This window comes from Corynebacterium sp. TAE3-ERU16 (assembly GCF_019209935.1).
Taxonomy (GTDB): Bacteria; Actinomycetota; Actinomycetes; order Mycobacteriales; family Mycobacteriaceae; genus Corynebacterium; species Corynebacterium antarcticum.
The window spans coordinates 60,155-83,940 of record NZ_JAHUTN010000005.1; the positions used below are offsets into that span (position 1 = coordinate 60,155).

Consider the following 23,786-nt stretch of genomic DNA (forward strand, 5'->3'; position numbering starts at 1 on the left):
TCAGATCAGCTCGCGGGCCAGAACCGGTACGGTCAGTTCGACCTGCCAGGGGCGGGCATCCAGTGACTCCAGGTGGTCCACCAGCTGTCCGGTCGACCGGATCCGTCCGGTCTCCACCGTGTGCCACACCACCGCCCGCAGGGTGGCGGGGGCGAGAATGCTCTCCAACGGCACCTCGACCTCACGGGATACCTCCGACAGCGCGTCCCGGACCCGGGACAGGGTTTCCCTGACCTCCGGGTAGGAGGCCAGGGACGATCTCCCCGGGACGTGGTCGGAATCGTGTCGTGGGGGTTCAGGCCAGGAGGAACGGGGGCTTCGACGTGCCCTGTCGATGACGGACATCCACCGTGTCCGCGCCCGTTCGTCGCGCCGCGGGAAACCACTGATGGTGGCGAGATCCCCGCTCGATCCGGGGAGTCTGCGCGCGATCTCGATCATGGTTCGCGTCTTTAGGATCCGGTGGACGGCACAGTCGCGCTGTCTCGCGATCCTGTCCCGCTCCAGCCACAGCTCCCGCACGACGGCCCGCTGCTCGGGTCGGTTCAGACCGTTGACCCCCTTGGCCTGCGCCCATGTCGCGGGTTTCGCGGGAGCGTTTCGTCCGTGGGTGTCCCGGATGTACCGGAACTCCTGGACAGCCCAGTCCAGTTTTCCGTCGGCGTCGAGTATCTCCGCCATGGCCTCGGCGAGTTCGTTGAGCAGCTCGACGTCCAGGGCCGCGTAATCCAGCCACTCCGCCGGTAGCGGTCTCGTCGACCAGTCCTCCTGCCCGTGGCCCTTGGACAGCGTGTAGCCGAGGACGTCCTCGACCATCGCGGCCAGGTTGACGCGGTCCATTCCCGCGAGTCGGCCGGCGAGTTCGGTGTCGAAGAGGTCGGCGGGGTACAGCCCGAGCCGGGCCAGACAGGGCAGATCACTGGGGGCCGCGTGGATGACCCAACCCGCGGAGTTGAGGACCGGGGCGAGTGCCTTCCGGAGCTCGGCGCGTCGCCCCTCCGGGTCGATGAGTACGGTTCCGGTGTCGCGGCGACGGAGCTGGACCAGGAAGGCCCGTTCGTCGTAGCGGTATCCGGAGGCGCGTTCGGTGTCGATGGCGATCGGGCCACGTCCCGCGGCCAACGCGTCCGCGGCGTCGCTGAGTGCTCCGGCGGAGTCGATCAGGGCCGGAGTTCCCCCGGTGGGCGAGATCAGCGGTACAGACATGACACCCAAGTGTAGTGGGTGAGATGTCGTTCATGGTCCGCACAGGAAATGGCACGGCTCAACCGACAACGTTCTATTCGTAGTTTAGGCTCAGTTAAGGAACGTGAACGTTCGGGGGTGGTTGTGGCAGGTGTGGTTTCCCTCGGTGGAGAGATAAGGGGAGCCTGGGCTATCCTGGCACGGCCGTCCACAAATGGAATGATGCCACGTCGGTCGTTCGGCTGTGTTCCGTGTGCCCGGCGACGGCTCTCCTCCGGTGTTCGGCGGGAACATGGGTCGCCCGTTGATGCCCGGCACCGGTTGATTCCGGTGCCGTCCAGTGGTGTGAGGAGGGCGGACCCGACAACGCGATCAGCTGAAGGAAAAGGAAGAACATGACAATCAGGACCCGTGTCACCGCTGTCGCGGTGGCTGCAGCATTCGTACTCGCAGGCTGCTCGTCCGCCGGCGATGACGCAGACCAGAACGGTACCACCGGTTCCAGCAGCGCCGGCTCGGCTGCCGCTAAGGCGGACGACGGAAAGGTCGCGGCCCGGTACCCCGTCACGGTGAAGCACCGCCAGGGCGAGACCGAGATCACCGCTGAGCCGCAGAAGATCGTCGTCATGAACTACGCCGGCGTCGACTTCCTTGATGCACTCGGTTTCGGTGACCGGATCGTGGCGGTCGCCTCCGGCGGCGCGAATCCGGAAGTTCTCGAGGGGTACGAGGACAGGCAGACCATCGGCTCCTTCTTCGAACCCGACTACGAGGCGATCGCATCACTCGAACCGGACCTCATTGTCGTCGGGACCCGTTCCGCCGGCACGTACGCGCAGATGTCCGAGATCGCCCCCACCATCGACATGAGTGTTGAGTTCGGTGACTTCCTCGAGTCGAACGCCGAGTCCGCCGAGATCATCGGGTCAGCCTTCGGTGCCGGGGAGAAGGCGGAGAGAAAGGGAGAGGAGATCGAGGAGAAGGCGGCCGCCTACAGGGAGAAGATCTCCGCCACTGAGCCGACCGCCCTCGTCATCATGACCAACGGCGGTGAATTGTCGACCTTCTCGGAGGATTCACGCTTCGGCCTGGTTTTCGACCTCGGCTTCGTTCCCGCCGCAAGTCTGGAGAACGCCGGTCCCCACGGTGATCCCGTGAGCTTCGAGTTCGTCGCGGACGCCGATCCCGACTACCTCTTCGTCATCGACCGCGACGCTGCGGTCGGACGTGACGGGAGCACCGCCGAGGCCACCCTGGACAACGAACTGATCAACAACACGAAGGCCGCCAAGAACGGCAACATCGTCTACCTCGATCCGACCGATTGGTACCTGGTTCCCGGCGGGCTGCACACCGTGGACCAGATGGTCGAGTCGGTCGGAAGCGCATACAGGGGATAGCCGGCCGGGATGAGATTCAACTCAACGACCCTGCTGCTTCCCGCGGTACTGACGCTGGCGGCACTGTCCGCCGTCAGTCTGCTGGTGGGCGTCGCCGACTCCGACTGGCGCATCATGGTGGTCTCGCGGATACCGCGGACCGTCGCCATCCTGCTCTCGGGCGCGACCATCGCCGTGGCCGGGCTGCTCATGCAGCTGCTGGCGCGCAACCGGTTCGTCGAACCGTCGACGGTCGGTACGACGGAGTCCGCGGCACTCGGCCTGCTCCTGGTCAGCCTCTTCTTCCCGGCCGCGCCCATCGGGTGGAAGATGGCGGCGGCGTCGTTGACCGCTCTCGCCGGAACCACCCTCTTCCTCGGGGCCATCCGGCGGATACCGAACCCCGGCCTGTTCACCGTCCCGCTGGTGGGCATCATGCTCGGCAGTGTCATCGGGGCGGTGGCCACCTTCATCGCCTACAACTACGGGCTGCTCCAGTCCCTCGGCTCCTGGCAGTTGGGTAGCTACGCGGGCGTGCTCCGGGGCCGCTACGAACTGCTGTGGATCATCGGGATCCTGGTGATCGTCAGCTACGTGGCAGCCGACCGATTCACGATCCTCGGTCTCGGCCACTCCTACGCCGTCAACGCCGGCATCAACGCCCGCGCCGTGGAGACGTTCGGCCTGGCCGTAGTCGCCGTCGTCTCCGCGGTGACGGTCACCGTCGTCGGTGCGATCCCGTTCCTCGGGCTCGTCGTCCCGAACCTGGTGAGTGCCGTGATGGGGGACAACACCAGGCGTTCGCTTCCCTGGGTCGCCCTGATCGGCGCGATGATGTGCATGGTCTGCGACATCCTCGGCCGGATGATCCGTTTCCCCTACGAGATGCCCGTAGGCACCGTCATGGGTGTCATCGGAGCCGCCATCTTCCTGGCGATCCTGTACCGGAGGAATGCCCGTGTCCGCTGCTGAAACCACGAGCCCGAACACCCTCGCCGAGGCCCGACGCGCCCGCCGCCGCAGGGCCGACAGATTCCGCGCACTCCTCGTCACCGGACTGGTGCTCCTGTCCGTGCTGGGGGTCGTATTCTTCCTGACCTGGGATCTTCCCTCGGCCTGGAAGTTCGCGCTCAAACTGCGCTTCTCCACCGTCGCCGGTCTCGTGATCGTCGGCATCGCGATCGGGGCATCGACGGTGGTGTTCCAGACGATCACCGCCAACAAGATCCTGACACCCGCGTTGATGGGCTTCGACAGTCTCTATCTGCTCGTCCAGACGATCATCGTCTACTGGCTCGGCGCGACGTACTTCTCGACGGTGCCGTCCGCCGTGATGTTCCTCGTCAACACGGTCATCATGGTGGGGTTCTCGCTCCTGTTGTTCGGGACGGTGTTCGCCGGAGGCCGGACCTCCATCGACCTGCTCCTGCTCATCGGGATCGTGACCGGCGTGTTCTTCCGATCGCTGTCCGCTCTGCTGCAGCGCATGCTGGACCCGGGGGAGTACCAGGTCCTGCAGGATGTGTTCTTCGCGACGTTCTCGGTGGTCGACAAGAACCTGCTTCCCTGGGCGGGGCTGGTGACCCTCGTGTGCGTCGGGATCTTCCTGCGGCGTCGCAGGCGGCTCGACGTTCTGCTCCTCGGACGGGACACCGCGGTGTCCCTCGGTGTGAACCACCGCCGTGAGGTGATCACGGCCCTCGTGCTGTGCTCCGTCCTGGTCAGTGTCTCCACGTCGCTCGTCGGCCCGGTGACCTTCTTCGGGCTTCTCGTCGCCAATCTCGCCTACCTGCTGGTCCGGAGCGACCGGCACGGGTGGACGATTCCAGTGGCATCCGCGCTCGGCGTCGTGTTCCTCGTCGTCGGCCAGTGGGTGCTCGCCCGACTCTTCTCCTTCGACACCTCACTGTCGGTGATCATCGAGTTCGCCGGCGGACTGCTGTTCCTCTACCTGCTGCTGTCAAAGAAAGGCCTGGGCCGTTGATCCGGATTTCCGGTGTGACCAAGACATACGACTCCGAGAAGGTCGTCGACGACGTCAGCGTGGACATCCCCGCCGGGGGAGTGACCAGTGTCATCGGCCCCAACGGCGCCGGGAAGTCGACCCTGCTGGGGATAATCAGCCGGCTGATCCGGTCCGACGGTGGATCGGTGAGCGTCGACGGGCACGACGTGTCGACCACCCCGTCGAAGAAACTCGCGCAGATACTCTCGGTGCTGCGCCAGGACAATCGGGTCGCGGTCCGGCTCACGGTGAGGGAACTCGTCGCCTTCGGACGTTTTCCGCACAGCGCGGGACGGTTGACACGGGAGGATGAGGAAGCCATCGACCGGGCCATGGCGTACCTGGAACTCGAGGAATTCTCGGAACGTAACCTCGATGAGCTGTCCGGTGGTCAGCGGCAGCGCGCCTTCGTCGCGATGGTGCTGGCCCAGGAGACCGACTACATCCTTCTCGACGAGCCCCTCAACAACCTCGACATCAAGCATTCACTGGCGATGATGAAACTACTGCGCCGGACGGCGGAGGAACTCGGGCGGACCGTTGTCGTGGTGATCCACGACATCAACTTCGCGGCCGCGTACTCGGACCGGATCCTCGCCATGAAGGAGGGGCGACTGGTACACTGTTGCACGCCCGCCGAGCTGATGACCACCGAGAACCTGGCCTCCCTCTATGACGTCGATCTGACTGTCACGGAGGTGGCGGGCCGACCGGTGGCCGTCTACTTCTGAACCGGGGAAAAGCCGCTCAGGAACGGGGCGTTCCGTGGAGATTGGTGAGTGGGATGACACCCTCCGGTGGCAGGCCGGCGACATGGCCGAGCAACTCGCCGAAAGCGGTGACGTGGCCGGAGAGATCGTCGTCGACGGCCGTCCACGAGGCCCGCATCTCCACCTGGAAAGCGCGGGGTGGGCCACCGATGTCCCCGAACCGCACCGAGGCGGTCGAGGTGACCGTGCCGCCGAGGTTCGTGTACGCGGCACCCGAATGGCCCAGTGACTCCTTCAGCCAGTCCCAGGCGACGTCGGGGAGAAGGGGATCAGCAGCGACGGAGTCATCCATGTCCGCCTGGATGTAGGCGACGAGGCGCATCCGGCCCTCCCACGTTTCCTCGGCACCGGGATCATGGAGAAGGATGAGCCGACCGAATGCGTCGCCCTCACTGTCCGTCGCGACACCGTCCCCGTCAGTGGGGCGTTCGACCTCGAGACCGACAGCATGACTGTACGGGGCGAGCCGCTGCGGTGGACGGATCGTTCCCAGTGTCACCTCGGGGCGGAGCCGTGCGCGGTGCATCGACTCGACAGCCTCATTGAACAGCTGCGGTGCGTCGGTGTCGGCCGATGTCCCGGCGGCCGCGGGATGCTTGGGGGCTTCGGATTCGGTCACGGGTCCAAACCTAACCCCCGCCCGCGGGATGAGTGGGGAGGCGCGCCGACCGGGGTGGTGGCGGCCGTGGACGGACATCCAACTTATGATGGAGGACAGCAGCCGTCGACGGGCCACACCCGTGGGCGGCGTCTACCGGAGGCCCCGTGACGGGGGCTACCCCACCACGAAAGGAGCCCGAACACCGTGGCCCAGCGCAAGGATTTCGAGAAACTCAACTCGATGCAGCAGTACTCCCAGTTCGCCACCTTCCGGATCATTCCCGGGGCACTCGGCGACGACCGGGCACAGGCGATCGCCGACACCAGAGAGTTCTTCCGCGGGCTCGGTGACGGTCCGGTGACGGTCCGGGGAGTCTACGACATCTCCGGACTCCGTGCGGAGGCCGACGTGATGATCTGGTGGCACGCCGAGGAGATCGAGGACATCCAGCGGGCGTACAACGACTTCCGTCGCACCACGACACTCGGCCGGTGCTCCGAGCCGTTCTGGACCGGCACCGCGCTGCACCGCCCCGCCGAGTTCAACAAGTCACATCTCCCGAGCTTCATCATGGGGGAGGATCCGGGGCGCTGGATCTCGGTCTACCCCTTCGTCCGTTCCTACGACTGGTACCTGCTCGACGACGCCGAGCGCCGGAAGATCCTCGTCGAGCACGGCATGGCCGCCCGGGACTTCCCGGACGTGCGGGCCAACACGGTGCCCGCGTTCTCACTCGGCGACTACGAGTGGATCCTCGCGTTCGAGGCCCCGGAGATGCACCGGATCGTCGATCTGATGTACCGGATGCGGTACACCGAGGCACGTCGACATGTCCGTGAGGAGATCCCGTTCTTCTCCGGACGCCGCGTCGATGATGTCGAGGAGATCATCTCGGTCCTCCCGTGACCGTGACCTGAACCGGCCGGGAGAGATCGCGCCCGTCCGCCCCGGAGAGGGACGGGCGCGTCTGTTCTGCAGTTGCTAGAGGACCGGCCTCTCCTCGAGGGTGAGGCAGATGGAGTTGATGCAGTAGCGCTGGTCCGTGGGGGTGTCGTAGCCTTCGCCGGTGAACACGTGTCCGAGATGTGACCCGCAGGCCGCGCAGAGAACCTCGACGCGGGGCCTCCCGGGCAGCGAGGTGTCCGGACGTTCGATGACACGATCTTCGGCCAGCGGCGAGAAGAACGCGGGCCAGCCGCAGTGCGCCGCGAACTTCTCCGTCGAACGGAACAGCTCCGTTCCGCACGCGCGGCAGGAGTACACGCCCTCGGTGAACGTGTCGGTGTACTCGCCGGTGTGGGGTGCCTCGGTCCCGGCACGCCTGAGTACCCGGTACTCCTCGGCGTTCAGCCGCCGGCGCCACTCGTCGTCACCGATCAGTGTGAAGTCGGTCATCGTCGTCCTTCCGGTTGCGGTCGAGGTCGGGGTCGGGTACCTCCGGGTTCCGCATGGGGCGGTTCCGATGCGGTTGCCGCCCGACCGTCGCGTTCCTGCCACCACCAGACCACCGCGGCGACGGTGATCGTCGTGACGATCAGCGCCCAGCCCACCGTGGGCTTGAGATAGTGCATCGCCCGTCCGAGATCCAGCCATTCGTCGGAGAACCACACATCAGCGGACAGGAAGCAGTAGACGGCGATCCAGGCGACGGGGGAGTGCATCGCGGAGCGACGGAGCAGTACCGTGAACAGCAGGGGGAACAGGAGCATCGAGTAGTACATCTGCCCGAGGGAGGAGAGCAGGAAGACACCCGCGAGCAGCAGTCCGCTCGTGGTGCTGACCCAGAGCAGGGGATCGGTGTACCGCCAGCGCAGGAGAACGACCACTCCTACCGCGATCACGGCGGCGAAGAAGATGAACCAGAACTTCTCCTGCCACCAGGGCATGCCGTAGTAGGTCGCGATGCCGGGTAGCGAGCTGTTGGCGTAGTCCCGCACCTCACCCAGGTAGGGAATGGTCCGGGTGATGTAGTCACCGGCTCCGGGGACGATGGGCCAGGCCACGGCGTTCACGACGGCGGGGAGCAGTACGCCGGTGCAGACGGTCCGCCAGTTGAGTTTCACGAGGGGCAGGAAGAGCAGAGGGGCGAAGATCGGTTTGATGAGGATGGCGAGACCGATGAGAATTCCCGCCGCCCAACGCCGTTCATGGAGCAGACAGTAGAGGTACCCGGCGAGGGCGAGGAGCAGGATGCCGTTGATGTTCGAGAACACCAGGGTGTTACGGACCGCCTCGGTGAGGAACGCGAAGAACACCGATGAAGGGAACACCGCCGAGGACAGTGCATAGCCGAACATCCGCGTCAGTATGCCGAGACCCGCCACTATCGCGGCCGCGTTGAGGCAGATGAACCACATCCGGGCGGAACTGAAGTCCGTGAGCAGACCCAGCGGCGAGAGCGCGAGCGTGGCGCCCGGGGAATAGAGATAGTGGGGATCGACGTGGTGGTAGGTTTCGTTGTAGATCGGCACACCCTCATGGAACCGGCGCAGGGCGTAGTAGACCGTGGAGAAATCGTCTGTCACCGACCCGTTGACCGAGAGCACCAGGACGCGGTGGACGATCAACATGAGTGACAGAGGCCAGAAGACCATTCTCGCCACGCGGTCGAAACCGGTGGTCCTGGGCGTCGGCGTCGCCGGAGTCACCCGGGGACCGGGTGAGGTCCAGAGCGTGGTCAAACGGGAGCGGGCTAGGTCGGTCACCGCCCCACCATACCGCGGAAAGTTCCCTGATCAGGGAGTGAGGTCGGTGTGTTTCCCGCTGTACCGGAGAAATACACATCCGTCCGACGTCGCCTGAATTCCACTGAGGCCCAGAGGATGTCGTTGCGGGGTACCGCCCGGTCCGGAGTCGGGGTCGACGATCAACGGAGGATGCGCCGGAAGGGTGAGACTGGGGTCGATGGTGATGTGGTGCACGTCGATCAGTCCGGCCCGCACCAGCTGGCCGAGCAGTTGCGCACCGCCCTCGCAGACGATCCTGTGGTATCCGGCACTCCGGAGGCATCCGACAATCTCATCGGGTGCACCGGTTCCCGTCGACACTATCCGTCCGCCGGCGGCGGTGACCGCCTTCCGTGCCCCGGACAAGCCTCGTTCCGCGCACGCGGAAGCCGGCGCGAGAATGATCGGAGTCACCTCGGTGTCGTGGAAAAGGCGGGAATCCGGCGACAGATTGAAGGATCGGGTGACGACCGCGATCGGCGGTACCGGCGCCCGTCCGTCGGATGTCCGCCCGGCCCGGGCGTCGGAGGTGACCGCCACTCCACCGTAGTTCTCGGCTCGGACTGTCTCCGCGCCGACCAGAACGACATCGCTCCAGGTACGTAGGGCGCGGAGCAGGGCCGCGTCGGTGGAGTTGCCCAATGGACCGGATGTCCCGGACACCGCGGTCGCGCCGGTCAGAGTTATGGCCGAGACGGCGCGGATCTGCCCGTGTCCGACCGGCTCCACCGGCCCGATCAGTTCCTCGGGTGGGATCGTGCGGGGAAAGTCGCTCATGAGGTGTGAGGATAGTCGGCCCGGACGGTGTCCCGGAAGGACGAGGAATGGGGTGGGGACGACGTGGAACAGCGGCCCGTGCGATGAACGCCGGGCCGCTGTGGGGAGAGCGGATGACGAGACTCGAACTCGCGACCCTCACCTTGGCAAGGTGATGCGCTACCAACTGCGCTACATCCGCACGCACTGTTTTAGGGAGCTGTGCTACTCCGGTGCGCGATACTGGGATCGAACCAGTGACCTCTTCCGTGTCAGGGAAGCGCTCTCCCGCTGAGCTAAACGCGCAGGACTATGAAGTTGGAGGTGGAAACGGGAATCGAACCCGTGTGCACGGTTTTGCAGACCGTTGCCTCACCACTCGGCCATTCCACCGTGGCTGTGCAGGTACGAGAACCATACCAGAGCGGATGACGAGACTCGAACTCGCGACCCTCACCTTGGCAAGGTGATGCGCTACCAACTGCGCTACATCCGCATCGCGACGACAAGTGGGTCCGGGGACCCGGTGTGGTGCGAGACCAAACTCTAGCCGTATTCGGGACCGGGGCACAAATCGGCTGCTGGGGTGCGCCTGGCCGGCGCCCCCGGAGTCGTCTCCCGGTGCCCGGTGGCCGGGGTCCTCCCGGCATGGGTCCTCCACTCCGCGGAGGATCGGGTCCGGTATCCACCGTGGGGTGCGTGATCGGGAGAGTCACAGATGCACCGGTGGGTCACCAGCGGATTAGGCGGGAGTGCGGTGACCGTGTTAACTTACTGGGCGGACGAGATGCACTCGCCCGAGGTCCCATGGCTCAGTGGAAGAGCGTTCCGTTCACACCGGAAAGGTCGCTGGTTCGATCCCAGCTGGGACCACGTTATCGGCCCGGACACCGCAAGGTGTCCGGGCCTTCGTGTGTTCGTGCTGATGGCAGGCTTCCCCCGTCATCCGTTCCTCCGCACACGCGGCGTACCATGGGGGATGACGGAGATCCGCCGCCGTGGCCACCGCGAACGGCCACCGGGCCGCGGAGGCCACGGTGTGGTGGAGATGCTGAGGTGGATTCCCGTTTCCGGGAACTTTTCCGGGTCCGTGGCCGACTACTGTGGGAGGCTCTCACGGGACGGGAACCCCACGGTGTCCCACGCTTCCGGCCGGGGTAGGCCGCCAACCGACGATCATGGAGTTGATTGTGACCCGACATTACGGACATCGGCACCGCAGACGTGCGGCTCTGGTCGTGACTGCGCTGTGTACCCCCGTCATGGTGCTCGGGTGCCAGTCAGGACTGGGTCCGTCCTGGTCCGGGGGTGTCGCGGTCGCACATGACGTTGTCCTGGACTCGACGCCTGCCGACGGTGCCACGGTCGATGAGTTCCCCCGCGAGATCGTCCTCGAGTTCTCGGGGATTCCCCGGGACAGCTTCAACACAGTTGCGGTGAGTGACACCGACACCTCCACCGTCCTGTTCAGCGATGAACCTGCGCTGGACAACCAGGTTGTCTCGGTCACAGTGCCTGAGGACATCCATCCTGGGCCGGGGCATTACACGGTCGGTTTCCAGATCACGTCCTCCGACGGTCACGCCACCCGGGGACGGACGACCTTCACAGTGTCGGACGGTGCGGCGTCCCCCTCGGAGCCGTCCGGTTCATCACCGGCAACCAGTTCGGGGGATTCCACTGACCGGTCAGGTTCAGCGGAGTCCCCGTCACCAGTTCCAGCCGTCGCCGTCGGTGGCGGTCTGCTCCTGCTTCTTCTCATGGTCGCAGGCATGATCATCAAAAAGAGAAAGTGAGTCCCACATGACCACCCGTACACTCAGCCGTATCTCCATCGCCACCCTCGCCGTTGCGGCGTTCGCGCTCGCCGGCTGCTCGGATTCCACCAAGGACTCCGTCGATGACGCGGCATCCGCTGTCACCTCGGCGGCCGCCGAGGCCGGTGACGACGCCAAGGATGCAGCCAAGGACGCGGGCGACAAGGTGAAGGAGGGGGCCGAGGACGCCAGGGACGCCGCCGAGGAGGCGGGCCGGAAGGCGAAGGACGGTGCCGAGGACGCCAAGGACGCCGCCGAGGGAACACTCACGGCGGAGACCGTCCACCTCCACGACGGTTTCGTGAAGGCCATGCCCGCCGGTGCCGGTATGACCGCGATCTTCGGCATGCTGGAGAACCACACGGATCACGAGATCAACCTGACCGGGTTCACCACGTCGCTCGGTAAGGCCGACTACGAGATCCATGAGGTGGTCGACGGAAAGATGCAGGAGAAGAAGGGCGGCATCACCATCAAGGCCGGCGGTAAGCACGTCCTCGAACCCGGTGCCGACCACCTGATGATCCTGAATTACGACGGGGCCGTCGAGGCAGGTTCGACCGTCGACGTCACCCTGGAGTTCTCCGACGGGTCGAAGGTCGTCGTCAAGGATGTGCCGGTTCGTGCCATCGCGGCAGGAGAAGAGGAGTACGGATCGGACTCCGCACACGGTGACCACGACATGCATCACGACATGGACCACGACAACGACAAGTGAGTCCGCTCCGGTGCGGGGCCACGGTCCGCCGAAGGCGGGGCCGTGGCCTTCGGCCGGGACGATGATCCGGCATTCGACGCGCAGGGTGCCGGGCCCACCAGACCACCAGTTCCAACCCGCGATCGTTCCACTCTGAAAGACCGGCGATATCTCATGCCTCACGAGAGCAGATCCTGTCCCGTCCCGCACTCACTGTCCCGCCGCGGATTTCTGGCGGGGCTGTCCGCGGGTGCCGCCGGGGCCGGGCTCGCCGCCTGTGCCCCGGACACCGCGCGAGATCTGGAACCGGGGATCGAGGTCCCCGGCGACCGCGAAGGGGAGGCCTCCAGGCTCGGGAGTGAGAAGGTCCCGTTCGGCGGCGAACACCAGGCCGGCATAGCGACCCCGTTCCAGGCCCACCTCAACCTCGTGGCCTTCAGCTTCCGGGGGGAGGCGGACAGGGGGGCGGCCCGCCGGCTCATGCGGCTGTGGACGGAGGACGCGCGCAGATTGTGTGAGGGCAGGGCACCGCTCGGTGACCTTGAACCGGAGATGGTCGATGCCCCCGCCAATCTCACCGTCACCTGTGGTTTCGGAGCCACCTTCTTCGACATCATCGGACGCCCCGACGCCCGGCCGGAATGGCTGGGGCCACTTCCGGCATTCTCCCGCGACAAGCTGGATGACAGGTGGGGGGAGGCCGATGTGGTGCTCCAGTTGTGCTCCGACGATCCGGTCACGCTGTCCCACGCCACGCGCCACATGATCAGGGCCGGTGTCGACTACGTCTCGGTGCGCTGGTTCCAGCAGGGGTTCCTCAATTCCGACGGAACCCGCCCGGACAACGCGACACCACGGAACCTGTTCGGCCAGAAGGACGGCACGGTCAACCCGCGGACGCGGGAGGAGTTCGACGACATCGTCTGGATCGACGAGGGAGCCGACTGGCTCCGGGGCGGCACCGCTCTCGTCGTCCGACGTGTCGCGATGAACCTTGATGAGTGGGAGATGCTCGACCGTACGTCACGGGAGGTCGTCATGGGGCGGACCCTGGACAGCGGGGCGCCGTTGACGGGTGAGCGGGAGTTCGACACGCCCGACTTCGAGGAGACCGACTCCTACGGTCTACCGGTGATCGATCCGGCGAGCCACGTCGCCCGTTCCACGAATCCGGACGATGCGCCGCACCAGAAGATCAGGAGACGTGCCTTCAACTACGACCTTCCTCCGGAACCGGGGAGCGGACAGACATCGAACGCGGGCCTCATCTTCATCTGCTTCCAGAAGAACCCCCTCCACCAGTTCGTACCGATCCAGCGCCGGCTCGACGAGAAGGACAGGCTCAACCAGTGGATCACCCACATCGGCTCCGCGGTGTTCGCCTGCCCGCCCGGGGTGACGGACGAGGAACGTGGAACTGGCCGGAACGACACCGGGCGCGACGCCTACTGGGGAGCCGCGCTGCTCGAGGATTGATCGGGCGGGCTAAGATGATGGCTGACAGTTCGGCCGGTCCGGTCCAACCGCCGTGACGCATCGCGTAACCCGGAGGTGAATCGGGTCGGCGTCGGTCCACCTGACGTCCTGGCGCGGGGGCCGTTCGCAACCGGTGCACACCGTTGCCGGACGGGACTGTCCCACCACCGTGAACGGGAGCCGGCCAGGTATGCCGGTCCCGCCGAGCGCAAGAAGGAGCGCGACCAGCATCGTGTGCACGACAGATAATTCTCAACACGGATCCCACCCGTCATTCCGGGTTCCCGCTGGCACCGCCGTCGGTGCGGCGATGCGGGAACTGGAGCTCCCGAACAAGGGGGAGGACGCCATCGTCTGTGTCGCTGACGCGGACGGGGCCCTTTTCGACCTCTCCCACGTTCCGGATGCGGATTCCGCATTCTTCCCCGTCCCCGCGAACACCGAGGCCGGTCGGTCGGTCATCCGGCACTCCTGCGCACACGTTCTCGCACAGGCGGTCCAGGCCGAGTTCCCCGGAACGAAGCTAGGTATCGGTCCCGCGATCGACGGTGGTTTCTACTACGACTTCGACGCCGCGGAACCGTTCACCCCGGAGGATCTCCGTACGCTGGAGAAGCGGATGAAGAAGATCATCAAGTCGGGCCAGAGGTTCGAGCGCCGTGTCTACCCGAGCCTCGACGCCGCGCGGGAGGAACTCGCGGGTGAGCCCTACAAACTCGAGCTGATCGAGGACAAGGGTTCCGTCGATCCCGATTCGGATGAGGCGACGGAGGTCGGTGCAGGCGAGCTGACCGGCTACTACAACGTCAATCCCCGCACCGGAGAACCCGAGTGGTACGACCTCTGTCGTGGGCCACACGTCCCGACGACGCGCTACATCCCGGCCTTCGCGCTGACCCGCAGCTCCGCGGCCTACTGGCGTGGCGACCAGCGCAACGCCGGTCTCCAGCGGATCTACGGCACGGCCTGGGAGACGAAGGAGGCCCTCGAGGAGTACCAGACGATGCTCGCCGAGGCTGAGAAGCGTGACCACCGGCGGCTGGGCACCGAACTCGACCTGTTCAGTTTCCCCGATGAGATCGGATCCGGATTCCCGGTGTTCCACCCGAACGGCGGCATCGTCCGTCTGGAGATGGAGGAGCACTCCCGCAGGAGGCACATCAACGCCGGATACAGCTTCGTCAACACGCCGCACCTGACCAAGGGCGAGCTCTTCGCGAAGTCCGGTCACCTCGACTTCTACGCCGACGGCATGTTCCCGCCGATGCAGCTCGACGGGGAGACGGACGCCGACGGCAACGTGACCAAGCAGGCGCAGGACTACTACGCCAAGCCCATGAACTGCCCGATGCACAACCTGATCTTCGCGTCCCGTGGGCGGAGCTACCGGGAGCTGCCGCTGCGGTTGTTCGAGTTCGGAACCGTCTACCGCTACGAGAAGTCCGGCGTGATCCACGGACTCACCCGCGCCCGGGGATTCACCCAGGACGACGCCCACATCTACTGCACCGACGATCAGCTCGAGACCGAACTGACGACGGTCCTGGAGTTCGTCATCTCGCTGCTCCGCGACTACGGACTCGACGACTTCTACCTGGAACTGTCGACCCGTGACGACGACAAGAGCGTCGGGTCCGACGAGATCTGGGAGCGGTCCACGGCGATTCTCGAGCGCGTCGCCCACAACTCCGGCCTGGAGCTCGTCCCGGACCCGGGCGGAGCCGCGTTCTACGGGCCGAAGATCTCCGTCCAGGCCAGGGACGCCATCGGAAGGACCTGGCAGATGTCGACCGTGCAGCTCGACTTCAACCTGCCCGAACGGTTCAACCTCGAGTACACGGCCTCCGACGGGACCAAGAAGCGCCCGATCATGATCCACCGGGCCCTGTTCGGCTCGATCGAGCGGTTCTTCGGTGTCCTCCTCGAGCACTACGCCGGTGCATTCCCCGCGTGGCTCGCTCCGCACCAGGTGGTCGGTATCCCCGTGGCCGACGACTTCGCACCGCACCTCGAGTCGGTCTGCGAGCGGCTCCGCCGCGCAGGTATCCGTGCGGAGGTCGACACCTCCGACGACAGGATGCAGAAGAAGATCCGCAACCACACCACCGGCAAGGTCCCCTTCATGCTCCTCGCCGGCGCCCGGGACGTGGAAGCGGGGGCGGTGAGCTTCCGGTTCCTGGATGGTAGCCAGGTCAACGGGGTCCCGGTCGACCAGGCGGTCGAACTGATCACCGCCTGGGTGCGGGACCGGATCAACGATCAACCGAATGAGGAACGCCTTGCGGAACGCCGCTGATGACGAACGGGTGCCCGAGGGAGCCGTGATCGACCGGGGCGCGGGGGTTCCCGACCGCCTCGTCCGGCTCTGGGCGCCGTACCGGATGAGCTACATCGCCGACTCCGGCGCGGAGAGCCGTTCGGAAGCCGGAGCCTCCACCGACCGGCGGGATCCCTTCCTGAGGATTCCCGAGCTCGACGATGAGGAAGGGCTCATCGTCGCCCGGGGCGAGTCTGTCTACTGCGTCCTCAATCTGTACCCGTACAACTCCGGGCACATGATGGTCGTCCCCTACCGCAAGGTGGCGAACCTCGAGGACCTCACCGCCGAGGAGTCCGGAGAGCTGATGGCGTTCGCGCAGACCGCCGTGCGGGCCGTGAAGTCGGTGTCGCACCCGGACGCCATCAACGTCGGGCTGAACCTGGGCCGGGCCTCCGGGGGCTCCGTCGGGGACCACCTGCACCTGCACATCGTCCCACGGTGGGCCGGGGACGCCAGCTTCATGACGGTCATCAGCGGCACCAAGGTGCTGCCGCAGCTGCTGCGTGACACCAGGAAGCTGCTGGCTGAGGCGTGGGCGGGACTGGAGAACACATCGGGAGTGACGAATGCTTAGTGCACGAGGCCGGCGTCCGGCGGCAGTTGTGGTGGAACCCGTCGCACGGGCGATGCTCAGGCTGGGGATCTCCCCGAACACGATCACGGTGGCTTCGGCGTCGCTGACGATCGCCCTCGCCGTGATCCTCATCCCCACCGGGCACCTGTTCGCCGCGGCTGTGTTGACCGGTCTGTTCTCGGCGTTCGACATGATCGACGGGACGATGGCGCGGATGCGGGGCGGTGGCACGAAGTACGGGGCCACCCTGGACGCCACGTGCGACCGCATAACCGACGGCGCGCTGTTCGGTGCGATCACCTGGTGGCTCATCTACACGCACCGGGCCGCGGCCCCGGTGGTCGTCGCGGCGCTGGTGGTTCTGGTGGGTTCCCAGGTCATCTCCTACGTGAAGGCCCGTGGCGAAGCTTCGGGGCTCAAGATCGTCGGTGGGCTCATCGAACGCCCGGAACGGCTTATACTCGGTCTCCTCGGGATCGGACTCACCGGCCTCGGTGTTCCGTGGGCCATCGAGATCGCCCTGTCCGTCCTCGCGGTGGGCACGGTCCTCACCGTGATCCAGCGACTCAGATTCGCGGCACGGTCAACGGGCGCCTCGGAGAGAACCGCTCCACCGGCCGGCGCCCGCAGCTACAAAACCTAGGAGACACCTGTACATGGACTGCAACCACAATGATCCGGACCCCAGCGGGTGGGTCGCTGCGTTCGGGGGGGCGGTCCGTTCCGGGGACCCGGCCGCGGTCGGGTACCTCCTGGGCTGGCGTATCGTCCGGTGGCTGCCCGCCCCGGTCGCGCGGATGCTGTTCACCATCGGTGCGGATCTCGCCTCGGACGGGGGACGGGGCATGGAGCAGCTCCGTGCGAACCTCAGCAGGGTGGTCGGTCCCGAGAACGTGACCCGCAGTCTTGTCCGCGCCTCGGTCCGTTCCTACGCCCGCTACTGGTTGGAGGCATTCCGGCTACCTGCCCTGGCGAAGAACGATGGGTTGCTCGGGAGGCTCGCGCCGAACGTCATCGGGTTGAGCACACTCGATGCCGCGGTGGCTTCGGACCGGGGGCTGGTCCTTGTCCTCCCGCACACCGGGAACTGGGACATGGCGGGGGTGCTGATGGCCCAACGGTACGGGAGCTTCACGACGGTCGCGGAGCGGCTACGGCCCGAGGTCCTCTACGATGCGTTCGTCCGCTTCCGGACCGGGCTCGGATTCGAGGTGCTCCCGCTGACCGGTGGCCCCGCCCCCTTCCCGATACTCCGTGAGCGCCTGGAATCAGGGGGGACGGTGTGCCTGATGGGGGAGCGGGACCTCAGACAGACCGGTGTGCCGGTCGAATTCTTCGGCGAAACCGCGCGAATGCCCAGCGGGGCGGTCCGTCTGGCCAGGGACACCGGTGCCGCCCTGCACGTCGCCCACAGCTACTTCACCCCGGATGGATGGGGCTTCAGCGTTTCGGATGAGATCACCGTGGGGTCCGACATCAACGCGGGCGTCCAGAAGATGGCCGACATCTTCGCGGCCAACATCGCGGCCTACCCGGCCGACTGGCACATGCTGCAGCCGTTGTGGCTCGCGGATCTGGATGCGGAGCGCCTCGAGCGGGGCCTGGACCGGCGGGAGGGGGGAGCCGAATGAGGATAGGTGTCGTCTGCCCGTACTCGTTCGACGAACCCGGCGGTGTGCAGGCCCACATCATCGATGTGGCCCGCAGATTCATCGAGGCCGGACACCACGTCGAGGTCATCGGTCCCTGCTCGCCGGACACCGAGGTCCCGGACTTCGTGGTCCGGGGAGGGCGCAGTTTTCCGTTCCGGTACAACGGTTCCGTCGCCAGACTGTCCTTCGGGCCGTGGGTCGACCGTCGGCTCCGGAGGTTCATCAGGGAGGGGAACTTCGACGTCCTGCACATTCATGAGCCGAACTCGCCGAGTTTCTCGATGGCGGCGCTCCGGCTCGCGGAAGGCCCCATCGTCGCGACGTACCACGCCTCATCGAGCGGGTCGCGGCTGCTCCGCCTGGCGCTTCCGGTGCTCCGTCCGATGCTGGAGAAGATCCGGGGAGGTATCGCCGTCTCCGAGATGGCGCGGCGATGGCAGGTCGAACAACTGGGAGGTGACCCGATCCTGATCCCGAACGGGGTGGACACCGGGTTCTTCGCTGCCGCCCGTGCCGATCATGAGCGCGCCGTGGCGGCTGGGCGCTCACCCGGTTCCGACGACAGGAGACCCGAGATCGTGTTCCTGGGTCGCATCGACGAACCCCGGAAGGGGCTCGACATCCTGCTCCGGGCGCTGGCGAAGCTGGACAGGGACGTCCACTGCACCGTCATCGGAGGAGGGACACCGCGGTCCATGAATTCAGTCAGCTTCGTGGGCCGTGTGAGCGACGCGGAGAAGGCGGCGATACTCGGCGCCGCGGACATCTACGTGGCCCCCAACACCGGCGGGGAGTCCTTCGGGATCGTGCTCGTGGAGGCGATGGCCGCCGGAGCTGTCGTCCTGGCCAGTGACCTCGAGGCATTCGCCGCGGTCTGTGACGTGGAAGCCGAGCAGCCGGCCGGGGTGTTGTTTGCCGTCGGATCAGACGGCGACCTCGCGGAGAAACTGGGCACGCTCCTGGACGACGGGAACCTACGGCGGGCCCTGATCGATGCGGGACACCGGCGGGCCGGGAAGTACGACTGCCGGGCGGTCGCCGACAAGGTTCTCGAGGTCTACCGGACCGTCGACGACGGCTCGGGGGTGCGGTTGTGCTGATCGTCTGGATCGTCATCGCGGTGCTGGTCACCGCGTTCGTGTGCTGGTGCTACTTCACCGCACAACGGCTCAACCGGCTGCACATCGGTACGGACGCCGCATTGTCGAGTCTCCAGGCGGCGCTGGACAGACGCGCCGATCTCGTCGGTGTCCTGTCCCCGGGTGCGGTGGAGGACGCCCGCCGTGCCATCGATGTACCCCTCGCCCCGGGACGGTTCGCCGAGCGTGTCCGACTGGAGCACCGGATCAGTTCCCGTCTCCGCGACATGGAGGGGGAGCCGTCGGAGCTCCTGGAACGCGCCATCTTCCGCGTGGACACCTCCTACCGGTTCTACAACGACTACGTCACCAGGACCCGGGCGCTGCGGACCCGCCCACTCGTCCGCGTTCTCCGGCTCGGTGGAACCGCTCAGCTCCCCGAGTATTTCGCGCTGTCAATCGACGACGGGGAGAACTGATTACCGCCCGATGAGGGAACGGGCGTGAAACTAAGTCCACCTGTTGTGTGCCTTCGGGGGCGGGTCGTTCTACTATGAGCGGGTACTTTCCAGGACCCACCGACGCACACAGGAGACGGAAGACGCAGTGAGCAACAACGAACCCATCCGAGGCACCGCCAGAGTCAAGCGCGGACTCGCAGAAATGCTCAAGGGCGGCGTGATCATGGACGTCGTGACCCCGGAGCAGGCAAAGATCGCCGAGGACGCCGGCGCCACCGCCGTGATGGCGCTCGAGCGGGTGCCCGCGGACATCCGCGCGCAGGGCGGCGTGTCCCGCATGTCGGACCCGGACATGATCGAGGGAATCATCGAGGCCGTGTCCATCCCGGTCATGGCCAAGGCGCGCATCGGGCACTTCGTCGAGGCACAGGTCCTGCAGTCCCTCGGAGTGGACTTCATCGACGAGTCCGAGGTGCTCACGCCCGCGGACTACGCGAACCACATCGACAAGTTCGGCTTCACCGTCCCGTTCGTCTGTGGTGCGACCAATCTCGGTGAGGCACTCCGCCGGATCAACGAGGGTGCCGCGATGATCCGTTCCAAGGGAGAGGCCGGCACCGGGGACGTCTCCAACGCCGTCACCCACATGCGCACGATCCGCGCCGAGATCAAGCGCCTGTCCTCCATGGCGGAGGACGAACTCTACGTCGCGGCGAAGGAGCTCCAGGCACCGTACGAGCTGGTCCGCGAGGTCGCGGAGACCGGCACCCTGCCGGTGGTGCTGTTCACCGCAGGCGGGATCGCGACGCCCGCGGATGCCGCGATGATGATGCAGCTCGGTGCGGACGGTGTGTTCGTGGGATCCGGGATCTTCAAGTCGGGCAACCCCGCCGACCGTGCCAGGGCGATCGTCCAGGCCACCCAGAACTTCGAGGACCCGGCCACCATCGCGAAGGTGTCGCGTGGACTGGGTGAGGCGATGGTCGGAATCAACGTCGACGAAATCCCCCAGCCGCATCGGCTCGCCGAACGCGGCTGGTGACCCGGTCGGGGGGCGGGTGTGACCACCTGCCCCCCGGTTGAAGCGGGTAGGACTACACTGGCACCAACGCACGTTCATCTTCAGCAGGAGGTTTCATCCATGGCCAACCGCAGCTACATCTATGCCGCGACAGAAGCTGAGGGCGGTGACCGTATTCTGCTGGGTCAGCACGAGGACAGTGTTCCGCTCATATTCAAGATTCTCTTGAGCGCCGACGCCGAGAAGCACACCGAGGCTGACTCGGACAGAACGTTCATCTCCGGTGACTTCGACGGGGGTGTGCAGCGCCTGGAACTGTTCTTCGACGATCTGGGCCCGGGATCCGGTGCCGGCCTCAACCGGAAGGAGTTCCGGCGCAGCGCCGAGAACGCCCTGATGGTGCTGAAGAGCAAGCGCCTCCGGAACTGCCGCTACATCGTCCTCGACTCGACCGAGGTGGCCGAGGGAGCCGACACGGACACCCTGCTGTCCGAGGTCCGGAACATCAACGACACGATTGACTCGGATCCGGTCCTCGTCGGGGACAAGGCGTCCAGTCTGTCCGAGCTCCTCCACAACCAGTCGCTCGTCGCACCGGACGATGAGGCCGGCATCCGGAGGATCTCCGAGATCGGACTGACGAGCATCGGAGCCGGAAGGTAGCTTTTCCGCACCCGGACCCGCTGGAACAGACACTGTGTTCCGGTGGGTCCGACCTGTATCCAACCGCAGTCGGGACCGACTCCCGCAGGCCGGGCGACACCAGAACGAAGGAGTGGGAGAATTCCCGTGGCCAGAATCAACAGGGTACTGGACCTGGAGCAGGTCGACCGGGACATCTTCCGGGGGACCGTCATCGAATCGACACTGCTCCGCACATTCGGCGGCCAGGTCGCCGCTCAGGCGCTCGTCGCGGCGACACGGACCGTCGATCCCGGGTTCTCGGTGCATTCGCTCCACGGCTACTTCATCGCCGCCGGCAAATCGGATCGCCCCACCGTCTTCATCGTCGACCGGCTCCGCGACGGCAGGAGCTTCTGCTCCCGACAGGTCAAGGCGATCCAGGACGGCAAGAATCTGTTCACGATGTCCGCCTCGTTCCACCGGTCCGGGGACCACGGGGTCGAGCACTCCGACCGGATGCGGGAGGTACCCGATCCCGAGGACATCGTGATGGACACGTCCGGGATGCGCGAGTCGTTCCGGGCGCTGCTCGACGAGTGGAGTGACTTCGACATCAGGGTCGTCGATCCGTCGCAGTACCGGCAGAATCCCTACACCGCCAGCCAGCAGGTCGTCTGGCTCCGTTCCCGCACACCCCTCCCGGATGATGAGACCGCACACGTGTGCACGCTCGCCTACATGTCGGACATGACGCTCCTCCAGTCCGCACTCGTGCCCCACGCCGGTGTCGAGGTCCAGGAGGCGTCCCTCGACCACGCGATGTGGTTCCTCCGACCGTTCCGCGCCGACGACTGGCTGCTGTACGATCAGGTGTCCCCGTCGGCGTCCGGCGGACGCGCACTGACCCACGGGCGGATATTCGACCGGTCCGGAAATCTGGTCGCCGTTGTCACCCAGGAGGGGCTCGCGCGTACCTTGAGACCGGGAACCCAGTCGATTCCCATGTCCACACTCGCCCCCAAGGAAAGGACGCGACAGCGTTGATGATCGGGATTCTGGCACTGCAGGGCGGTGTCAGGGAACATGAGCAGGCCCTCGACAGGATCGGTGTCGAACACCGTCAGGTGCGCAGGATCGAGCATCTCGAGGGAATCGACGGTCTGATCCTGCCCGGCGGTGAGTCCACCACGATGTCGAAGCTGCTCGAACTCGGTGGACTTCTCGAACCCCTGCGGGAACTGCTCTCCGGGGGACTTCCGGTGTACGGCACGTGTGCCGGAATGATCCTGCTCGCACGGGAGGTCCTCGACACCCGGGCCGACGCCCACAGCTTCGGCGTTCTCGACGTGACGGTTCGCCGCAACGCCTTCGGGCGACAGGTCGACTCATTCGAGACGGACCTCGATTTCTCGGGGATCAGTGATCCGGTCCACGCGGTGTTCATCCGGGCCCCGTGGGTGGAGCGGGTCGGTCCGGACGTCGAGATTCTGGCGGTGGTCCCCGACGGTCCCGCGGAGGGCGCGGTCGTCGCGGTCCGTTCGGGCAACGCACTCGCGACGTCCTTCCATCCGGAGTGCACCGGCGACACGAGGGTGCACGCGTTGTTCCGGGACATGGTCGCGGCGACCGCCTGATCCGTCGGCGACCCAGGGGGCGCGATGGGCCCGCCGGTACCCCGCGTATAATCGGGACACAATCCAACGACGTACTTCAGTGGTGCCGCCGTGTCATCAACGACATCGGAGGGAGCGGGTGAGAACTCCGCCTCGTCGTCCGTGTTCCGAAGTACCGGGCACCGGGCGGGTGGCACCGCGCAGAGGAAAGGGTAGACGATGTCCGGCCACTCCAAATGGGCGACCACCAAGCACAAGAAGGCCGCCAACGACGCGAAGCGCGGCAAGGAATTCGCCAAGCTCATCAAGAACATCGAGGTGGCGGCGCGGACCGGTGGAGGCGATCCGTCGGCGAATCCGACCCTCGACGACATGATCAAGAAGGCCAAGAAGGCCTCGGTCCCGAACGACAACATCGAGCGCGCCCGTAAGCGTGGATCCGGCGAGGAGGCCGGCGGCGCCGACTGGCAGACGATCATGTACGAGGGCTACGGGCCGAACGGTGTGGCGGTGCTCATCGAGTGCCTCACCGACAACCGGAACCGGGCCGCCACCGAGGTCCGGACCCGCATGACCAAGAACGGCGGCTCGATGGCCGATTCCGGTGCGGTGAGCTACCTGTTCAGCCGAAAGGGCGTCGTCACCGTGAGCGCCGACGGTCGCACCGAGGACGATGTCCTGATGGCTGTCCTGGAGGCCGGAGTGGACGCCGAGGAGGTCAACAAGGTCGGTGACCTCTTCGAGGTCGTGTCCGCCCCGGGTGACATCCCGGCCGTGAAGGAGGCCCTCGCCGCGGCGGACATTCCCGTCGATGACTCGGACAGTGATTTCCGTGCCTCCGTCGAGGTGCCGCTGGAGGCGGCGGACGCGCGCCGCATCTTCAAGCTGATCGACGGTCTGGAGGATTCGGATGACGTCCAGAACGTCTACACGAACATGGACCTGTCCGATGAGGTGCTCGCGGAGCTCGAAGAGGACTGAACCGACGACCCACCGGCCGCCGGAGATCGACCCGAATTAGAAAATCTGT

At 66.1% G+C, this 23,786-nt stretch carries 24 protein-coding genes and 5 tRNA genes; 20 read left to right on the top strand and 9 right to left on the bottom strand.

Annotated features, from left to right (window positions below):
- Window positions 1–1,206 (bottom strand): ribonuclease D, encoded by a 1,206-nt coding sequence (locus KRX55_RS06605; RefSeq protein ID WP_218406982.1) that lies wholly within the window; start codon window positions 1,204–1,206, stop codon window positions 1–3.
- Between the two features lie 374 nt (window positions 1,207–1,580).
- Here KRX55_RS06605 and KRX55_RS06610 point away from each other — a divergent pair, with 374 nt between their 5' ends.
- Genes KRX55_RS06610 through KRX55_RS06625 form a run of 4 tightly spaced genes read left to right on the top strand, consistent with a single transcriptional unit; the run spans window position 1,581 to window position 5,300 of the window.
- Window positions 1,581–2,585, top strand: coding sequence for a siderophore ABC transporter substrate-binding protein (locus KRX55_RS06610; protein ID WP_218406983.1), 1,005 nt, complete (start codon window positions 1,581–1,583; stop codon window positions 2,583–2,585).
- A 9-nt stretch (window positions 2,586–2,594) separates the two neighbouring features.
- The gene (locus KRX55_RS06615) at window positions 2,595–3,536 is read left to right on the top strand and encodes an ABC transporter permease (RefSeq protein ID WP_218406984.1); all 942 of its coding nucleotides are present in this window, start codon (window positions 2,595–2,597) and stop codon (window positions 3,534–3,536) included.
- Window positions 3,523–4,548, top strand: a complete 1,026-nt coding sequence (locus tag KRX55_RS06620; protein WP_370625771.1) for an iron chelate uptake ABC transporter family permease subunit — start codon at window positions 3,523–3,525, stop codon at window positions 4,546–4,548. Before KRX55_RS06615 ends, KRX55_RS06620 begins: the two co-directional genes overlap by 14 nt.
- Window positions 4,545–5,300, top strand: coding sequence for an iron ABC transporter ATP-binding protein (locus KRX55_RS06625; protein ID WP_218406986.1), 756 nt, complete (start codon window positions 4,545–4,547; stop codon window positions 5,298–5,300). The genes KRX55_RS06620 and KRX55_RS06625 overlap by 4 nt, the downstream gene beginning before the upstream one ends.
- A gap of 16 nt (window positions 5,301–5,316) precedes the next feature.
- Here the strand turns inward: KRX55_RS06625 and KRX55_RS06630 are convergent, their stop codons facing one another.
- Entirely contained in the window at window positions 5,317–5,958 is a 642-nt protein-coding gene (locus KRX55_RS06630; RefSeq protein WP_370625772.1) for a DUF3000 domain-containing protein, read from the bottom strand.
- 186 nt (window positions 5,959–6,144) lie between these two features.
- Here KRX55_RS06630 and hemQ point away from each other — a divergent pair, with 186 nt between their 5' ends.
- On the top strand, window positions 6,145–6,846 hold the full coding sequence (gene hemQ / locus KRX55_RS06635; protein WP_218406988.1) for a hydrogen peroxide-dependent heme synthase: 702 nt from the start codon (window positions 6,145–6,147) through the stop codon (window positions 6,844–6,846).
- Between the two features lie 75 nt (window positions 6,847–6,921).
- On the opposite strand, the gene msrB is transcribed toward hemQ, so the two are convergent.
- The 7 genes from msrB to KRX55_RS06670 all read right to left on the bottom strand — a co-directional run bounded on the left by msrB (window position 6,922) and on the right by KRX55_RS06670 (window position 9,918).
- Window positions 6,922–7,335 (bottom strand): peptide-methionine (R)-S-oxide reductase MsrB, encoded by a 414-nt coding sequence (msrB, locus tag KRX55_RS06640; protein ID WP_218406989.1) that lies wholly within the window; start codon window positions 7,333–7,335, stop codon window positions 6,922–6,924.
- Window positions 7,332–8,645, bottom strand: coding sequence for a glycosyltransferase family 87 protein (locus KRX55_RS06645; protein WP_370625773.1), 1,314 nt, complete (start codon window positions 8,643–8,645; stop codon window positions 7,332–7,334). Before KRX55_RS06645 ends, msrB begins: the two co-directional genes overlap by 4 nt.
- Before the next feature lie 30 nt (window positions 8,646–8,675).
- Window positions 8,676–9,443: a pyrimidine reductase family protein gene (locus KRX55_RS06650; protein ID WP_218406990.1), complete on the bottom strand. Its 768-nt coding sequence runs from the start codon at window positions 9,441–9,443 to the stop codon at window positions 8,676–8,678.
- 108 nt (window positions 9,444–9,551) lie between these two features.
- A tRNA-Gly gene (locus KRX55_RS06655) sits at window positions 9,552–9,624 on the bottom strand.
- Window positions 9,625–9,656: 32 nt separating this feature from the next.
- Window positions 9,657–9,728 (bottom strand) — tRNA-Val (locus tag KRX55_RS06660).
- Window positions 9,729–9,741: 13 nt separating this feature from the next.
- Window positions 9,742–9,815, bottom strand: a tRNA-Cys gene (locus KRX55_RS06665).
- A gap of 30 nt (window positions 9,816–9,845) precedes the next feature.
- Window positions 9,846–9,918, bottom strand: a tRNA-Gly gene (locus tag KRX55_RS06670).
- Between the two features lie 305 nt (window positions 9,919–10,223).
- On the opposite strand from KRX55_RS06670, the gene KRX55_RS06675 reads away from it, so the two are divergent.
- The 15 genes from KRX55_RS06675 (at window position 10,224) to KRX55_RS06745 (ending at window position 23,737) form a co-directional block, all read left to right on the top strand.
- Window positions 10,224–10,295: transfer RNA gene (locus tag KRX55_RS06675), tRNA-Val, on the top strand.
- A 317-nt stretch (window positions 10,296–10,612) separates the two neighbouring features.
- The gene (locus tag KRX55_RS06680) at window positions 10,613–11,218 is read left to right on the top strand and encodes a copper resistance CopC family protein (RefSeq protein WP_370625774.1); all 606 of its coding nucleotides are present in this window, start codon (window positions 10,613–10,615) and stop codon (window positions 11,216–11,218) included.
- Window positions 11,219–11,225: 7 nt separating this feature from the next.
- On the top strand, window positions 11,226–11,957 hold the full coding sequence (locus KRX55_RS06685; RefSeq protein ID WP_218406991.1) for a copper chaperone PCu(A)C: 732 nt from the start codon (window positions 11,226–11,228) through the stop codon (window positions 11,955–11,957).
- 153 nt (window positions 11,958–12,110) lie between these two features.
- Complete coding sequence (locus tag KRX55_RS06690; RefSeq protein WP_218406992.1) at window positions 12,111–13,412, top strand: Dyp-type peroxidase; 1,302 nt, start codon at window positions 12,111–12,113, stop codon at window positions 13,410–13,412.
- A gap of 310 nt (window positions 13,413–13,722) precedes the next feature.
- A complete protein-coding gene (gene thrS / locus KRX55_RS06695; RefSeq protein ID WP_255567635.1) occupies window positions 13,723–15,708 on the top strand; it encodes a threonine--tRNA ligase in 1,986 nt (661 codons plus the stop codon).
- Window positions 15,680–16,306, top strand: a complete 627-nt coding sequence (locus KRX55_RS06700) for an HIT family protein (protein ID WP_218406994.1) — start codon at window positions 15,680–15,682, stop codon at window positions 16,304–16,306. Before thrS ends, KRX55_RS06700 begins: the two co-directional genes overlap by 29 nt.
- Window positions 16,299–16,949: a phosphatidylinositol phosphate synthase gene (gene pgsA / locus KRX55_RS06705; RefSeq protein WP_218406995.1), complete on the top strand. Its 651-nt coding sequence runs from the start codon at window positions 16,299–16,301 to the stop codon at window positions 16,947–16,949. The genes KRX55_RS06700 and pgsA overlap by 8 nt, the downstream gene beginning before the upstream one ends.
- A 13-nt stretch (window positions 16,950–16,962) precedes the next feature.
- On the top strand, window positions 16,963–17,937 hold the full coding sequence (locus KRX55_RS06710) for a phosphatidylinositol mannoside acyltransferase (RefSeq protein ID WP_218406996.1): 975 nt from the start codon (window positions 16,963–16,965) through the stop codon (window positions 17,935–17,937).
- Window positions 17,934–19,058 (top strand): glycosyltransferase family 4 protein, encoded by a 1,125-nt coding sequence (locus KRX55_RS06715; RefSeq protein WP_218406997.1) that lies wholly within the window; start codon window positions 17,934–17,936, stop codon window positions 19,056–19,058. The genes KRX55_RS06710 and KRX55_RS06715 overlap by 4 nt, the downstream gene beginning before the upstream one ends.
- Window positions 19,052–19,516, top strand: a complete 465-nt coding sequence (locus tag KRX55_RS06720) for a hypothetical protein (RefSeq protein ID WP_218406998.1) — start codon at window positions 19,052–19,054, stop codon at window positions 19,514–19,516. The genes KRX55_RS06715 and KRX55_RS06720 overlap by 7 nt, the downstream gene beginning before the upstream one ends.
- A gap of 127 nt (window positions 19,517–19,643) precedes the next feature.
- Window positions 19,644–20,540: a pyridoxal 5'-phosphate synthase lyase subunit PdxS gene (pdxS, locus tag KRX55_RS06725; RefSeq protein ID WP_218406999.1), complete on the top strand. Its 897-nt coding sequence runs from the start codon at window positions 19,644–19,646 to the stop codon at window positions 20,538–20,540.
- Between the two features lie 99 nt (window positions 20,541–20,639).
- Window positions 20,640–21,182 (top strand): DUF7822 domain-containing protein, encoded by a 543-nt coding sequence (locus KRX55_RS06730; RefSeq protein WP_218407000.1) that lies wholly within the window; start codon window positions 20,640–20,642, stop codon window positions 21,180–21,182.
- A gap of 126 nt (window positions 21,183–21,308) precedes the next feature.
- Window positions 21,309–22,187 (top strand): acyl-CoA thioesterase, encoded by an 879-nt coding sequence (locus KRX55_RS06735; RefSeq protein ID WP_218407001.1) that lies wholly within the window; start codon window positions 21,309–21,311, stop codon window positions 22,185–22,187.
- On the top strand, window positions 22,187–22,777 hold the full coding sequence (gene pdxT, locus KRX55_RS06740) for a pyridoxal 5'-phosphate synthase glutaminase subunit PdxT (RefSeq protein WP_218407002.1): 591 nt from the start codon (window positions 22,187–22,189) through the stop codon (window positions 22,775–22,777). The genes KRX55_RS06735 and pdxT overlap by 1 nt, the downstream gene beginning before the upstream one ends.
- Before the next feature lie 198 nt (window positions 22,778–22,975).
- Window positions 22,976–23,737, top strand: a complete 762-nt coding sequence (locus KRX55_RS06745; protein ID WP_218407003.1) for a YebC/PmpR family DNA-binding transcriptional regulator — start codon at window positions 22,976–22,978, stop codon at window positions 23,735–23,737.
- Window positions 23,738–23,786 lie beyond the last annotated feature (49 nt).

Bases quoted from the DNA above. Each gene is read 5' to 3' on its own strand.
- KRX55_RS06605 (WP_218406982.1), bottom strand. From the start codon at position 1,206: ATGTCTGTACCGCTGATCTCGCCCACCGGGGGAACTCCGGCCCTGATC.
- KRX55_RS06610 (WP_218406983.1), top strand. From the start codon at position 1,581: ATGACAATCAGGACCCGTGTCACCGCTGTCGCGGTGGCTGCAGCATTC.
- KRX55_RS06615 (WP_218406984.1), top strand. From the start codon at position 2,595: ATGAGATTCAACTCAACGACCCTGCTGCTTCCCGCGGTACTGACGCTG.
- msrB (WP_218406989.1), bottom strand. From the start codon at position 7,335: ATGACCGACTTCACACTGATCGGTGACGACGAGTGGCGCCGGCGGCTG.
- KRX55_RS06650 (WP_218406990.1), bottom strand. From the start codon at position 9,443: ATGAGCGACTTTCCCCGCACGATCCCACCCGAGGAACTGATCGGGCCG.
- KRX55_RS06685 (WP_218406991.1), top strand. From the start codon at position 11,226: ATGACCACCCGTACACTCAGCCGTATCTCCATCGCCACCCTCGCCGTT.
- KRX55_RS06690 (WP_218406992.1), top strand. From the start codon at position 12,111: ATGCCTCACGAGAGCAGATCCTGTCCCGTCCCGCACTCACTGTCCCGC.
- thrS (WP_255567635.1), top strand. From the start codon at position 13,723: ATGCGGGAACTGGAGCTCCCGAACAAGGGGGAGGACGCCATCGTCTGT.
- KRX55_RS06700 (WP_218406994.1), top strand. From the start codon at position 15,680: ATGAGGAACGCCTTGCGGAACGCCGCTGATGACGAACGGGTGCCCGAG.
- pgsA (WP_218406995.1), top strand. From the start codon at position 16,299: ATGCTTAGTGCACGAGGCCGGCGTCCGGCGGCAGTTGTGGTGGAACCC.
- KRX55_RS06710 (WP_218406996.1), top strand. From the start codon at position 16,963: ATGGACTGCAACCACAATGATCCGGACCCCAGCGGGTGGGTCGCTGCG.
- KRX55_RS06715 (WP_218406997.1), top strand. From the start codon at position 17,934: ATGAGGATAGGTGTCGTCTGCCCGTACTCGTTCGACGAACCCGGCGGT.
- KRX55_RS06730 (WP_218407000.1), top strand. From the start codon at position 20,640: ATGGCCAACCGCAGCTACATCTATGCCGCGACAGAAGCTGAGGGCGGT.
- pdxT (WP_218407002.1), top strand. From the start codon at position 22,187: ATGATCGGGATTCTGGCACTGCAGGGCGGTGTCAGGGAACATGAGCAG.
- KRX55_RS06745 (WP_218407003.1), top strand. From the start codon at position 22,976: ATGTCCGGCCACTCCAAATGGGCGACCACCAAGCACAAGAAGGCCGCC.